This is a genomic window from Sulfitobacter sp. 1A15258, assembly GCF_043557045.1.
Lineage (GTDB): Bacteria > Pseudomonadota > Alphaproteobacteria > Rhodobacterales > Rhodobacteraceae > Sulfitobacter > Sulfitobacter faviae.
Genome location: NZ_JBIFFK010000001.1, coordinates 183,224 through 197,487, shown reverse-complemented (window position 1 = coordinate 197,487; position 14,264 = coordinate 183,224). Strand labels below are relative to the sequence as shown.

Sequence of the window (14,264 nt, the reverse complement as noted above, 5' to 3'; positions counted from 1 at the left end):
CCGCCCGGCCGGGCAGGCGCTGGCCCTCATTGCGAAACTGGAGCCGCGCTGGTCCTCACTGCCCCCGGTTGTGCGTCCGCGCGTAAAGCTTCGCGATGATCCCACTCGCCGTTTTCTCGAACAGGCACGGGATCAGCGCATGCACCAGCGCCGCGCCAGCTGCCGCAAACAGCAGCCCCGAAAACTTCAGCGCGAAGGCCATATGCTCCACAAACGTCTCATCCACCTTGGCGGGATGGTCGAGGAAGATGCGTGCGATCATGGGAAACTCCTGTCTCTGCCTTTCCCCCACCCTAGCCGAGCCTGCTTGTGACATTGTCTCAAATTACTCCCGACAACCGCTTGTGTGTGAGAAAATTTCCCGCCAAACTACCGCCATGACAACACTTGATGAGATAGACCGCCGCATATTGGTCGAACTGCAACGCGACGCTAGCCAATCCCTCGAAGCGCTTGGCGCGGCGGTCCACCTGTCGCGCAATGCCTGCTGGCGCCGCATCCGGGCGCTGGAAAAGGCCGGCGTGATCAAGAACCGGGTGACGCTCTTGGACGCGGCAAAACTCGGCCTCGGCCTCAGCGTCTTTATCCAAGTCCGCACCAACGCCCATGCGCCCGACTGGCTTGAGAAATTCTCCCGCGCCACGAAAGCCATGCCCGAGATCCTCGGCGTCTACCGAATGACCGGTGATCTGGACTATTTGATCCGGGCGCGCGTTCGGGATATGGCGGGATATGATCGCCTCTATCAGGACCTGATCCGCCGGGTGCCGCTATCGGATGTCTCGGCCAGTTTCGTGATGGAGGAGATCAAGGAAACCACCGAACTCCCGCTCTGAGGAAGACCGAGATGCATTACCTGTGGCTCATCATCGCCGTGGTGGCGGAAACCCTTGGCACGACCGCGGTGCAGGCCTCGCATCAATTCACCCGGCTCTGGCCTTCGGTGGCGGTGGTGGTCTTCTACATGATCTCTTTCTACTGCATGTCGCTGGCGCTAAAGGTCATGCCGGTTGGGATCGTCTATGCCTTTTGGGCCGGTCTGGGCATCGTGCTGATCGCGATTATCGGCTTCGTCCTCTTCGGCCAGCGGCTTGACCTGCCGGCGGTTCTGGGGCTTGTGCTGATCATCAGCGGCATTCTGGTCATCCACCTGTTTTCGAACAGCGCCACCCATTAAGGCTGCACCAGTGGCACAGCTTCGCGCAGTAAGGGGGGCGTCACGGCATTAGGGCTAGCAATTGTAGCCGGGGCGCGGTATGGGCGGCGCAATTATACGCGCAGCTTCAGGTTGGCGCGTCCCTCCCCTATCCAAAGGCTGACTTAATGGACCTGCGCAACATCGCAATCATCGCCCACGTCGACCACGGCAAGACGACGCTGGTGGACGAGCTTCTGAAACAATCCGGCACCTATCGTGAAAACCAGGCGACCACCGAGCGCGCCATGGACAGCAACGATCTGGAGCGTGAGCGCGGCATCACCATCTTCGCCAAGCCGACCTCCGTCGTCTGGAACGACACCCGCATCAACATCGTCGACACGCCGGGCCACGCCGACTTCGGCGGCGAGGTTGAGCGCATCCTGTCGATGGTCGATGGTGTGGTGCTTTTGGTGGACGCCGCCGAAGGCCCGATGCCGCAGACCAAATTCGTGACCTCCAAGGCGCTGAAACTGGGCCTGCGCCCGATCGTCGTGCTGAACAAGGTCGACAAGCCGGATGCCGAGCCTGACCGTGCGCTGGATGAGTGTTTCGACCTTTTCGCCAGCCTCGACGCCACCGACGAACAGCTCGAATTCCCGCATATGTATGCCTCGGGCCGCTCCGGCTGGGCGGATGCCGAACTTGACGGGCCGCGCAAAGACCTCTCTGCGCTGTTCGACCTGATCCTTGATCACGTCCCCGCGCCGAAGCAGATCGAAAACGCCGACAAGCCCTTCACCATGCTGGCCACCACGCTTGGCGGCGACCCGTTCCTGGGCCGCCTGCTGACCGGTCGCGTCGAAACCGGCACCCTGAAAGCGGGCCAAACCGTCAAAGCGATGTCGCGCGACGGCACCCAGATCGAGACCTTCCGCGCCACCAAAATCCTCGCCTTCCGCGGGCTGGAGCAGACCGCCATCGACGTGGCCGAAGCGGGTGACATCGTCTCTATCGCGGGCATGGCCAAGGCCACCGTGGCCGATACGCTGGCCGATCCTTCGGTGAACGAAGCGATCCCGGCGCAGCCGATCGACCCGCCCACCATCACTGTGACCTTTGGCATCAACGACAGCCCGCTCGCGGGCCGCGACGGCAAAAAGGTGCAATCCCGCGTGATCCGCGAGCGTCTGCTGAAAGAAGCGGAGAGCAACGTGGCGATCAAAATCTCCGACACGCCGGGCGGCGAGGCTTTCGAAGTCGCGGGCCGCGGCGAATTGCAGATGGGCGTGTTGATCGAGAACATGCGCCGTGAGGGGTTCGAGCTGTCGATCTCCCGCCCGCAGGTGCTGTTCCAAGAGATCGACGGCGTGCGCCATGAGCCGATCGAAGAAGCCACCATCGACGTGGATGACGAATACTCCGGCGCGGTGATCGAAAAGATCACCGGCACCCGCAAGGGCGAGCTGGTCGAGATGAAACCCGCCGGCGCCGGCAAGACCCGGATCATCGCCCATGTCCCCTCGCGCGGGCTCATCGGCTATCACGGCGAGTTCCTGACCGACACCCGCGGCACCGGCGTGTTGAACCGCGTCTTCCACGGCTGGGCACCGCACAAGGGTCCGATCCCGGGCCGCCGCGCGGGCGTGCTGATCTCGATGGAGAACGGCACCTCGGTCGCCTACGCGCTGTGGAACCTCGAAGAGCGCGGCAAGATGATGATCGGCGCGCAGGCGGACGTCTACACTGGCATGATCATCGGCGAGCACAGCCGCGACAACGATCTGGAAGTGAACCCGCTGAAGGGCAAGAAGCTGACCAACGTGCGCGCTTCGGGCACCGATGACGCAGTGCGCCTGACCCCGCCGATGACGCTGAGCCTTGAAGAGGCGATTGCCTATATCGACGACGACGAGCTGGTCGAAGTGACCCCGAACGCCGTGCGCCTGCGTAAGCGTTACCTCGACCCGCATGAGCGCAAGCGGATGGCAAAAGCCAGCTAAGCTACGGCAAATCAAAACAAAACGGCAGCGCATTTCACGATGCGCTGCCGTTTTCATATCCGCGCCTCGGAGGCCTCGCGGCGTTAAGTATCGCTTTCCTCGCGATCGATATGACCGCGTCTCGCCAAACTCAGCGCCGCAATCAGGCAAAGGATGGCCCAAGCCCCGCCGCCCAGCCAGCCCGCCGCCACATCCGTCGGCCAATGCACCCCCATATAGACCCGGCTGATCCCGACGAGCAGCGTGAGCAGGACGGCAACCGCCAGTGTATAGACCTTGAGCGCCCAGCGTTTCTGCGCCCGCGCCACCATCGCGCCAAGGGTAAGGTAAGCCACCGCCGCCATCATCGAATGCCCCGAGGGGAAGCTCGCCGTATGCACGAGTGAGCCATGCGGCACGAGGTCAGGGCGCGGACGGTCGAAAAACTCCTTGGCGATGCTGCTCAGCACGATCCCCCCGCCAACGGTGGCGAGGATGTAAAGCGCGGTCGACCACCGCCGTTCCAACAGGAAAAAGAGCGAGACGACAACAGTCGTCAGGACCAGCACCGCGACCCCGCCAAGGGCTGTCAGATCGCGGCCGATTTCCTCGACCCACCACGGGCCGATGGGATCGGAAAGGTCGCCGGGCGTGCGCAGGAACAACAGGATGTCACGGTCAAGGCTGCTGGTGCTGCCTTCGACGACCTCTTCGGTCAGTTCGGCCAAGGTCCAAACGGCTGTGATCGAAAGCCCCATCAGGGCCAGTGTCGTCACCTCCACATGGCGGCGGCACCATTGGGCGAAAGCGGATAGTCGGTCGAAGTTCATAAGAGATCAACCGCCTTCCCGTTAGAAGGTTCCGCCCCGGCAATGCAAGACGCCCCGCCTATCGTTCAGGCAGGGCGTTTTAGGGTCATTCGTCGGTTTCGACGATCATCAGTTCGCGCTCTGACGCCCCGCGCGCATGGCTCAACGCCGCTTGATAAGCATCGGAATGATAACATTTTTCGGCCGTTTCGACATCGGGGAAACGCGCCACCACATTGCGCGGACGCTCTTTACCCTCAAGCTGAACGAACCGCCCGCCGCGGGCGATGAACTTACCGCCATGTGCCGCAATGGCCTCGGTGGCGCCAGCGGCGTATTTCTTATACGCCTCCTCATCGGTGACGGTGACATGTGCAATCCAAAGTGCGCCCATGGGCCTTATCCTTTCAAGATATTCTCAGCCGCAGCAATCGCCGCCTCGGCATTCTCCGCCGAAGCGCCGCCGCCCTGCGCCATGTCGGGACGGCCACCGCCGCCCTTACCGCCCAGTTCGGCCACCGCCGCTTTCACCATGTCGACCGCCGAGAGACGATCTGTCAAATCCTTCGTCACACCGCCTGCGACTGCGGCCTTGCCGCCGGTGTCGGCGATCAACAAAACCGCGCCTGAGCCGAGCTTGGCCTTATGTTCATCCACCAGACCCGGCAGGTCTTTGCCCGTGATACCGCTCAGCACTTGGCCTACGAATTTCACGCCGTTCACCTCGCGCGCTTCGGGCGCAGCCGCGCCGCCGCCCGACATCGCCAATTCACGACGCAGCTGCGCCACTTCGTTGGACAAGCTGCGGCGTTCGTCCAACAATGCACGCACCCGTTCCGGCACGTCACTGGCCGAAGTTTTCAACTCCGCCGCGACCCGGCTCAGCACCGCTTCCTGCTCGCGCAGCCATGCCAAAGCCTCGGTCCCGGTCAGCGCTTCGATCCGGCGGACGCCCGCGCTGCTCGCGCTATCCCCTAAAAGGACGAAGGCGCCGATATCACCCGTCTGCCGCACATGGGTGCCGCCGCAAAGCTCCAGCGAATAGGTCGACTTGTCGCTGCCCTTGCCGGACCCTTCCAACTGCCCCATCGAGACGACACGCACCTCGTCGCCGTATTTCTCACCAAAGAGCGCCTGCGCCCCCATGGCGCGCGCATCGTCTGGCGTCATGATCCGTGTCTCAACCGGCGTGTTCTGGCGAATGTAATCATTCACCTCACGCTCGACCTGGCTCAACTCTTCCTGCGTCAACCCCTTGGCATGGGAGAAGTCAAACCGCAGACGATCATGCGCATTCAGCGAACCGCGCTGCGAGACATGGTCCCCAAGCGCGTTGCGCAGGGCCTCATGCAGCAAGTGCGTGGCCGAGTGGTTGGCGCGGATGGCACTGCGCCGCAAACGATCCACCTCAAGAACAGCGGTCTGCCCCGGCTTCACCTCGCCTTCGACCACATGGCCGAAATGCACGAAAACGCCCGCCGATTTCCGCGTATCGGTCACGTTCACGATACCGGTCTGCGTCCGGATCACGCCGGTATCGCCGACCTGCCCGCCGCTTTCCGCATAAAACGGTGTCTGGTTCAGCGCGACCTGCACGTCGCTGCCCACTGCGGCTGTTTCGACCTGATCACTGCCCTGCACCAAGGCGACGATCTGCCCCTCAGCACTTTCGGTGTCATAGCCCAGAAACTCTGTCACGCCGCTTTTGTCGGCCACATCGAACCAAACGGTAGCATCCGCAGCCTCGCCCGATCCGGCCCAGGCCGCACGGGCCTTGGCCTTCTGCGCCGCCATCGCCGTGTCGAACCCCTCGGTATCGACCGCACGGCCCTTCTCGCGCAGCGCATCCTGCGTCAGATCAAGCGGGAAGCCATATGTATCATAAAGTTTAAATGCCGCCTCCCCCGGAAGGGTCGCCCCCTCGGGCAAACCGCTCAACTCATCATCCAGCAGCTTCAAACCGCGATCCAACGTTTGGCGGAAACGGGTTTCCTCCAACAGCAAAGTCTCACGGATAAGCGATTGCGCCTGTCCCAACTCAGGGTAAGCCGCGCCCATCTGCTGCACCAAGGATGGTACCAGCTGATGCATTAAGGGATCCTTAACGCCGAGCAGATGTGCATGGCGCATGGCGCGCCGCATAATTCGGCGCAGCACATATCCGCGGCCTTCGTTGGAAGGCATTACCCCATCGGCAATCAGAAAGGAGGTCGATCGCAGGTGATCCGCGATCACCCGGTGATGGGTCTTGCCCGGCCCATCGGGATCGGTCGAAGAGGCATGGGCGCTGGCCTCAATCAGGTTGCGCATGAGGTCGGTGGCATAGTTGTCATTCGTGCCCTGCAACAGCGCCGCCACCCGTTCGATCCCCATCCCGGTATCGATAGACTGGTTGGGCAGCGGCTGGCGCGTGCCGTCTTCGAACTGCTCGTATTGCATGAAAACGAGGTTCCAGATCTCGACGAAACGGTCACCGTCTTCCTCGGGCGATCCCGGAGGGCCACCCCAAATGTGATCGCCGTGATCGTAGAAAATCTCTGTACAGGGTCCGCAGGGGCCGGTGGGTCCAGCGGACCAGAAGTTATCATCCGTCGCGATGCGAATGATGCGCTCATCCGGCAGTCCGGTATGCGCCTTCCAGATCTTAACCGCCTCTTCATCGGTATGGTACACTGTGACCAAAAGGCGGTTCGGGTCGATGCCGAACTCCTTGGTCAGCAGGTCCCAAGCAAAGGGGATCGCTTCGGCCTTGAAGTAATCGCCAAAGCTGAAATTTCCGAGCATCTCGAAAAACGTGTGATGCCGCGCGGTATAGCCGACATTGTCGAGGTCATTGTGCTTGCCGCCCGCCCGCACACATTTCTGCGCCGATGTGGCACGGCTGTAATCGCGCGTCTCGACCCCGGTGAAGAGGTTCTTGAACTGGACCATGCCGGCCGCTGTGAACATCAATGTCGGGTCGTTGCGCGGCACCAGCGGGCTGGAGGGCACGATCTGATGCCCCTGCGCATCGAAATAATTCAGAAAAGTTGAGCGAATTTCATTCAGCGTCTTCATGGCGAGGCCTTCCGGGGCAGATTTGATCGGTCCCAAATACCCCTCAGTCCCGGCGCTGTCCACCGTTCCTGCCCATGAAAAAGGGGCGCAGCCTTTGGCCACGCCCCTTCTTAAATTCAAATTGTCAAAGCAGGTTCAAGCTTCGAGAATATCCGCGTCGTCACCCCCGGACCCTTCAAAGTCCAATCCGTGGGCCGCGCGGATCTTGTCTTCGATCTCCGATGCCATGGCAGTGTTCTGTTTCAGGAAGTTCTTAGCGTTCTCACGCCCCTGCCCGATCCGTTCATCCCCGTAGCTGAACCATGAGCCGGATTTATCAACCACACCGGCCTTCACCCCGAGGTCCAGCAACTCCCCCATTTTGGAGATGCCTTCACCATACATGATATCGAATTCGACCTGTTTGAAAGGCGGCGCCACCTTGTTCTTGACGATCTTAACCTTCGTTGCGTTGCCCACGACTTCGTCCCGGTCCTTCAGGGCGCCGATCCGGCGGATGTCGAGACGGACGGAGGAGTAGAATTTCAGCGCGTTACCGCCGGTGGTGGTCTCCGGAGAGCCGAACATCACGCCGATCTTCATCCGGATTTGGTTGATAAAGATAACCATACAATTGGACCGGCTGATCGACCCGGTGAGCTTGCGCATTGCTTGGCTCATCAAACGGGCCTGAACGCCAACATTGCTGTCGCCCATCTCACCTTCAAGCTCGGATTTCGGCGTCAGGGCCGCGACGGAGTCGACGATCACCATATTGACCGCGCCAGAGCGTACCAGCGTATCGGTGATCTCAAGCGCCTGTTCACCCGTGTCGGGCTGGGAAATCAACAGCTCGTCAATGTCCACGCCAAGCTTTTTCGCATATTGCGGATCAAGGGCATGTTCCGCGTCGACAAAGGCGCAAACGCCCCCTGCTTTCTGCTGCTCTGCCACGCAATGCAGGGTCAGCGTTGTCTTACCCGAGGATTCCGGGCCATAAATCTCAATGATACGCCCCATCGGCAAGCCACCGATACCAAGCGCAATATCAAGGCCAAGCGAGCCTGTGGAGCTGGCTTTGATATCCTGGATCGCCCCTTCGGCCCCCAGTTTCATGATCGACCCTTTGCCGAACTGACGTTCGATCTGGGCCAGCGCGCTGTCGAGCGCCTTTTGCTTTTCTGCGGTTTTCTTGCTGTCCATCGTCAAAAGATCTGCCGTTGCCATTAGGTTCATTCCTTAGTGTCACAGTGGCGCCCCGGCGGCAATCGCCTGCGCGCTGCGTCGCTTATGTTCCTCTAATGTTCCATATGAGGGTAAATGCGGAACATTTCAATGACTTTGTTTGTCCTTTATGTTTTGGCGAGAATGGTAAAGAAATGGTTTACCCAAACCAGAAAGGGCCGCCTGCAGCCCAAGGTAAGACGCAATTGATTGTTTTTTTTAAAGAACGGCTGGCTTTTCTGTCGGTCCCAAAGACCGGAACCACGGCCTATGAGAAAGCACTGGCGCCGCGGGCGGACATGGTGATTTCCGATCCGCCCATGCTGAAGCATGCGCCTGTTTATCGCTATAATCGTTTTATTCGACCAATGTTTCTAAAAGTTTGCGATGCCGAGCTTGAGCTGATGGCAGTGATGCGCGAACCGATCTCTTGGCTGGGCAGTTGGTATCGCTATCGGCAGCGCCCCTTCATGAAGGGCAAGCCGAACAACACTTTCGGGATCACTTTCGACGAATTCGTCCTCGCCTATATGAAGGGCGACAAGCCGGGGTTCGCCGATGTGGGGAGCCAGCTGAAGTTCATGGAGACCCAACCGAACGGCACCGGGATCACCCACCATTTCCGCTATGAAGATCAGACGCGGCTTCGTCGCTTTTTGGAAGAGCGGCTCGACGTGATGCTGACCCTTGGGCAAGAGAATGTCTCTCCCAAAATGGAGCTGACGCTATCCCCAAACGTGAAAAAGCGCTTTCGCCGTAAGTTCGCGGCGGAGTTTGAGCTCTACGAGTCGATCACATAACCCTGCCCCGCGTGATGCTCAGTGCAGCTGATTGTGGACCGTTGTGGTCAGGTCAGTGAGAGAGAAGGGTTTCGGTAGGAAGACAGAATTCGGAATTTTCGACTGTTCTTGGCCGAAGTTATCCTCCGCATAGCCCGAGACGAAAACCACCCGCACATCCGGGCGTTGTTTGAGCGCTTGGCGCACCCAACTTGGGCCATCCATGCCGGGCATAACGACGTCTGTTACGAATACATCGATATCCAACTCCTTATCTTCGAGCATCTTTAACGCGGCTTCGGCGGATTCGGCTTCGAGCACTGTGTAGCCGCGCAGCCGCAAGGCGCGGCTTGCGAAGGCGCGCACGGGTGCTTCATCCTCCACCAGTAAGATCACCCCGTCGGACCGCTGAAGCGGGCTTTGATCTGGCGATGCCGGGGGCTTTTTCGCGACGGCAGTGGGCTGGCCCTCCAGCACGGGGAAGTAGAGGGTGAAACATGTGCCCCGCCCCAACTCACTGTCGATAAAGATGAATCCTCCCGTTTGTTTGACGATGCCATAGGCAGTGGAGAGACCCAGGCCGGTGCCCTCGCCGGTTCGTTTGGTGGTGAAAAATGGCTCGAAGACTTTTTGCAGCTTATCCTTCGGAATGCCCGTGCCATCGTCATGCACCTGCACCGTGACGTAGCGGCCTGCTGGCACGCTGACCCGATCTCTTTCAAGCGGTTGGTCGAGGCTCGTCACCTCGGTCACGATACGGATCTCGCCCCCGGCGGGCATGGCATCGCGGGCGTTGACGACGAGGTTCATCAAAACCTGCTCCAACTGGCGTTTATCCGCGCGGATCGGCGCAAGTACCGTGTCATGGCTAAGGGTCAGCGTTACTTTTTCGCCCACCAGACGGTTCAGCAAATGCGTGAGATCGGCGAGGGTATCGCGCATGTCGAGCGTCTCTGGCCGGAGGGTTTGTTTGCGCGAGAAGGCGAGGAGTTGCCCCACAAGGGCGGCCGCCCGGTTGGCGTTCTGGTTGATCTGGACCAGATCGCTGAAATCCGGGTCGCCCTGATCGTGCCGCAGCAAGAGGAGGTCACAATGCCCGGAAATCGCAGTCAAAAGGTTGTTGAAATCATGCGCGACGCCCCCGGCAAGCTGTCCAATGGCCTGCATCTTCTGGCTCTGCACGAATTGTGCCTCAAGCGATTTGAGTTCGGTCGCGTCCTGCAGCACCGCGATGAGGGCCGCCTCGCCGGCTTCGGATATGCGGTTGAGCGAAACCTGAACGAAGACCTCCTGATCCGTTCGGGTGAGCCTGAGAAATTCGGACTTTTGAACCAACCGCCCTGCAAGACTGTCTTGCAGCCAGTCCGAGATCGAGCGGCCGAGCCCCTCCATCAGATGCGAAAGATGACTGTCGCGCCGCAGCGATACGCCGAGCAATTTCCCCGCCATACGGTTGAAGGCCAGTACCGTTCCGTCGGGGCGCAGTTTGATCATCGGGACGGGGAGGTCTTGAAAGGTTTCCCAGCCCAATTCATTGGGAGAGGCAGCCCCTTCGGGCGGCGGCAGAAGATAGAGCGCGCGGCGGTTCGCGCCAGCCTCAACCTCGGCCACCAGTACCTGCCGGTTTCCTTCTGCAGTGGCGATTTCGGTCACGGTTCCGGGGGTTAAGGGTAGGGAATTGAACAATCGGTCCAGTGACTTCACCCGCTCCCCGACCAGTATGCGCGCCGCTTCATTCATGAAAAGGATCGTGCCGCCGCGGCCCTGCATGACCATTGGCAAGGCCATGCTTTCGTGCGTACTGCGGGGGCCCTCGCGGGTTGCAACGCTTTCAATCCGCCAAAGCAGGCGGTCGGCTGATAACTGGTGCACCGATAGGCGCATCGGGCCGGACCGGGTAATCACCTCTTCCCGGGCGTTGCCGCTGGCGGTGGCGCGTGATTGCAGGCGGTAGAGAAGGCCCACGGGATTGGCGAAATGCGCTCGTAAGGCCTCCGCGAGGGTTTCTTCGCCGACCTCGCCGAACTGCTTGAGAGCCGCCTCGTTGCGGTAAATGACTTGCCGATCGGAGGTAGCGATGAAACTGGGTGCGGCGTCTTTTGCGATGAAGTCCGCGACTCCATCCGCGCTGACCCGAATCCGGCCTCTATCCCATAGAAGAAAGACGATGTAACCAGTTGAAATAAAACCCAATGTGGCCGCCGAGGCAGCAAGGGCAAGCTGCAACGTCGCATCAGTGCTGCGCAGCGCAAGCGCGCCAGCGGCAAGAGCCATCACCACAAGCAGCCAAAGCCGCCTGAGGCCCGCCTGCCCCCCAATCCCTGAATGCCCAACGCCCTGCTGCACGCACATCCCCTAACAACCGAATCATACGACTATTACGTGCGACAGAGGTTAAGCAGGCTTTAACCGAAATCGGTTTGCACGCATTGGTTGATTATGGGTAAATTTACTCGCGCGTCAACTGTGCTGAGAAGAAACCGTCGCCATCGGGGGTTACGTCATAGCGATCCATGCGGGCGACTCGCCACTCGGGATGGCGGGCCAAGAAGGCTTCGACCCGCGCCTCGTTCTCCTCTCGAAACAGGGAGCAGGTGGCATAGGCCAAGACTCCGTCGCGTGCGGTAAGTCCTGCTGCCGTATCGAGAATTTGGTCCTGAATGGTGGTCAACTCGGTCAAGCGCTCGGGGGTCAGGGTCCATTTCCCCTCCGCCGCGCGGCGCCATGCGCCCGAGCCGGAACAGGGGGCATCGGAGAGGACGAGATCATAGGGGGCGCCCGCTTTGGCTTCTTCGGTATCGACTAGGGAAATCGCGACGCCCGCGCGATCGGCGCGGGGGGACAGGTCGCTCATTCTGCGGGGGTCTATGTCGTGAGCCGTGATCTCGCGCGCGGGGTCCATGGCCAGAGCAAGCGCTTTGCCGCCGCCGCCGGCGCAGTAGTCGAGCACCCGACCCCCCGAAGGCAGAGCGGCGACGACAGCTTGGCTCGCTGCGTCTTGCAATTCGACGTAACCGTCGGTGAAGGCGGCGGAATTTCGGATGCGGCGCGCACCTTCGGTCACGGTCAGCGCGGCTTTGGCAAGCGGGTTTGCGCGGGTTTGGACGCCCTCTTCGGCCAGCAGTTCTTGCGCGGCGGGCACGGCGATCCGCGCGGTGTTGACCCGCAGGCAGATCGGCCCGCGCTCTTGAAGCGCGAGCGCCGCGGCATCCGCATTCTCCCCAAGCGCCGTATCGAACAGGGGGAGCAACCAGTCGGGCAGGTTCAGCCGCGTCGCGCGATCCTCGGGCGCTGGCGGGAAAGCCCGTTCGGCCTCGGACAGCGGCGCGGGCGCATGGCCCACCCCTGAAAAGAGCGCGTCAAGGTCGGCCCCCTGCCCGTGCAGCACACCGATCAATAGCGCACGGCCCGTCTCCCCTCTGCCGTAATATGCCGCGCTGCGTTTCTGGCGCAGCACGTCGAACACATGATCGCGCACGGCGGCACGGTCTTTGGAGCCCGCGAAACGGCTCTGACGCGCCCATCGGGTCAGCGCTTGTTCGGCGGCCAGCCCCCCGGCAATTGCGTCCAGAACTTCTATCGCAGCGGATACGCGCGCGCCGGGGGTCATGGCATTTTCCTTTTGCAAAGAACGGCCCGCGGGCCGTTGCTTTATGGGTTAACCGATACGGTAGTTCGGGCTTTCGCGGGTGATCTGCACGTCATGCACATGGCTTTCCTTCAGCCCCGCGCCGGTGATCTTCACGAAGTTGCAATTGCGGCGCATCTCATCGACCGTGGCGCAACCGGTATAGCCCATGGCCGCGCGCAGACCGCCGACCAATTGGTGCAACACATTGCCCGCGCTGCCCTTGTAAGGCACCTGACCTTCGATCCCCTCGGGCACCAGTTTGTCAGAGGCGGCGTCTTTCTGGAAATACCGGTCTGCCGAGCCGCGCGCCATGGCGCCCATGCTGCCCATTCCACGGTAGCTTTTGAAGCTACGGCCTTGATAAAGAACGACTTCGCCGGGGCTTTCGTCGGTGCCGGCGATCATGCTGCCGACCATGGCGCAGGAGGCACCTGCGGCAATCGCCTTGGCGAAATCGCCGGAGAACTTGATGCCGCCATCGGCGATGATCGGCACGTCGCCCGCAGCGGCCACGCAGTCCATAATTGCGGTCAGTTGCGGCACGCCCACGCCCGCCACCATCCGCGTGGTGCAGATGGAGCCCGGGCCGATGCCGACCTTGACCGCATCGGCGCCCGCGTCGATCAGCGCGCGGGTAGCGTCGCCGGTGGCCACATTGCCCGCGACGACCTGCACATCGCCGAACTGTTTCTTGGCCCGGGTCACCGCATGGGCCACGCCTTCGGAATGGCCATGGGCAGTGTCGATCACGATCATATCGACGCCCGCATCGACCAGCGCTTCGGAGCGTTCGAAGCCCGCGTCGCCCACTGTCGTCGCCGCAGCGACACGCAAGCGGCCCAGATCATCTTTGCAGGCGGAGGGGTTCAACACGGCCTGTTCGGTGTCGCGCAGAGTCAGCAGCCCGGTGAGCTTGCCTTCGGCGTCCGTGACCAGCAACTTCTCGATCCGGCGCGATTTCATCAGGCTGATCGCCTCGTCCCGGTCCGCAGGCTCTTGCAGGATCGCCAGCCGATCAGAAGTCATCATCACCGAGACCGGCGTGCGGTCGTCGGAGGCGAAACGCATGTCGCGGTTGGTCACGATGCCCAGCACGCGGCCATTTTCGTCTACAACCGGGAAGCCGGTCACGCGGTAGCGTTCTTGCAGGTCCTTGGCATCCGCCAGCGTCTGGTCGGGGCGCAGGGTGATCGGGTTGTAAACGATTCCGGATTCAAAGCGTTTCACCCGACGCACTTCGCGGGCCTGTTCTTCGATCGTGAGGTTGCGGTGCACCACCCCCATGCCCCCGGCCTGCGCCAATGCGATGGCCATGCGGCTTTCGGTCACCGTATCCATGGCCGAGCTGAGCAGCGGGATATTGAGCGCGATGCTCTGCGTGACGCGGGTTCGCGTGTCTGCGGTGGACGGCAACACAGAAGACGCTGCGGGAACCAGCAGGACGTCATCAAAGGTCAGGGCCTCACGAATCTCCATTTAACACCTCGGGTCTGGATGGGTTCATTTGGCGGTTTCCTATTTCACGGATGGCCGGGATTGGAAAGGCCTATTCCCCCGCGTAAGCCACAGACGGCGAATGACGCGGGCGCGGCATGAATTGCCGCCCCGCATCTTTCCCCCGCCGCGCGGCACGCTATGCTGTCGCAAAGAAACAAAGGACGGCCC

Annotated in this window: 12 protein-coding genes; 4 read left to right on the top strand and 8 right to left on the bottom strand. The window is 61.3% G+C overall.

What is annotated here, in order from left to right; translation table 11 throughout:
- Positions 1-55: 55 nt before the first annotated feature.
- Positions 56-262, bottom strand: coding sequence for a DUF6356 family protein (locus ACGYK9_RS00945; protein WP_394407642.1), 207 nt, complete (start codon positions 260-262; stop codon positions 56-58).
- A gap of 115 nt (positions 263-377) precedes the next feature.
- Here ACGYK9_RS00945 and ACGYK9_RS00940 point away from each other — a divergent pair, with 115 nt between their 5' ends.
- The 3 genes from ACGYK9_RS00940 (at position 378) to typA (ending at position 3,141) form a co-directional block, all read left to right on the top strand.
- Positions 378-836, top strand: a complete 459-nt coding sequence (locus tag ACGYK9_RS00940; protein WP_394407640.1) for an Lrp/AsnC family transcriptional regulator — start codon at positions 378-380, stop codon at positions 834-836.
- Positions 837-847: 11 nt separating this feature from the next.
- Positions 848-1,177, top strand: coding sequence for a multidrug efflux SMR transporter (locus ACGYK9_RS00935; protein WP_067262978.1), 330 nt, complete (start codon positions 848-850; stop codon positions 1,175-1,177).
- A gap of 146 nt (positions 1,178-1,323) precedes the next feature.
- Positions 1,324-3,141, top strand: coding sequence for a translational GTPase TypA (typA, locus tag ACGYK9_RS00930; RefSeq protein ID WP_209218798.1), 1,818 nt, complete (start codon positions 1,324-1,326; stop codon positions 3,139-3,141).
- An 83-nt stretch (positions 3,142-3,224) separates the two neighbouring features.
- Here typA and ACGYK9_RS00925 read toward each other — a convergent pair whose 3' ends face one another.
- From ACGYK9_RS00925 to recA, 4 genes are all read right to left on the bottom strand, one after another.
- Positions 3,225-3,950: a phosphatase PAP2 family protein gene (locus ACGYK9_RS00925; RefSeq protein ID WP_394407638.1), complete on the bottom strand. Its 726-nt coding sequence runs from the start codon at positions 3,948-3,950 to the stop codon at positions 3,225-3,227.
- Positions 3,951-4,035: 85 nt separating this feature from the next.
- Positions 4,036-4,323, bottom strand: coding sequence for a DUF1330 domain-containing protein (locus tag ACGYK9_RS00920; RefSeq protein WP_093741992.1), 288 nt, complete (start codon positions 4,321-4,323; stop codon positions 4,036-4,038).
- A gap of 5 nt (positions 4,324-4,328) precedes the next feature.
- Positions 4,329-6,986: an alanine--tRNA ligase gene (gene alaS / locus ACGYK9_RS00915; RefSeq protein ID WP_394407636.1), complete on the bottom strand. Its 2,658-nt coding sequence runs from the start codon at positions 6,984-6,986 to the stop codon at positions 4,329-4,331.
- A 135-nt stretch (positions 6,987-7,121) separates the two neighbouring features.
- Complete coding sequence (gene recA, locus ACGYK9_RS00910) at positions 7,122-8,192, bottom strand: recombinase RecA (RefSeq protein ID WP_067261794.1); 1,071 nt, start codon at positions 8,190-8,192, stop codon at positions 7,122-7,124.
- Positions 8,193-8,395: 203 nt separating this feature from the next.
- Between recA and ACGYK9_RS00905 the strand changes: the two genes are divergently transcribed.
- Positions 8,396-8,989 carry a gamma-glutamyl kinase gene (locus ACGYK9_RS00905; protein WP_394408938.1) on the top strand — a complete coding sequence of 198 codons (594 nt, stop codon included), beginning with the start codon at positions 8,396-8,398 and terminating at the stop codon, positions 8,987-8,989.
- 18 nt (positions 8,990-9,007) lie between these two features.
- Here the strand turns inward: ACGYK9_RS00905 and ACGYK9_RS00900 are convergent, their stop codons facing one another.
- From ACGYK9_RS00900 to guaB, 3 genes are all read right to left on the bottom strand, one after another.
- Positions 9,008-11,242, bottom strand: a complete 2,235-nt coding sequence (locus tag ACGYK9_RS00900) for an ATP-binding protein (RefSeq protein ID WP_394407634.1) — start codon at positions 11,240-11,242, stop codon at positions 9,008-9,010.
- Between the two features lie 175 nt (positions 11,243-11,417).
- Complete coding sequence (locus tag ACGYK9_RS00895; RefSeq protein ID WP_394407632.1) at positions 11,418-12,578, bottom strand: RsmB/NOP family class I SAM-dependent RNA methyltransferase; 1,161 nt, start codon at positions 12,576-12,578, stop codon at positions 11,418-11,420.
- Between the two features lie 48 nt (positions 12,579-12,626).
- Complete coding sequence (gene guaB, locus ACGYK9_RS00890) at positions 12,627-14,075, bottom strand: IMP dehydrogenase (protein WP_394407630.1); 1,449 nt, start codon at positions 14,073-14,075, stop codon at positions 12,627-12,629.
- Positions 14,076-14,264: the final 189 nt, after the last annotated feature.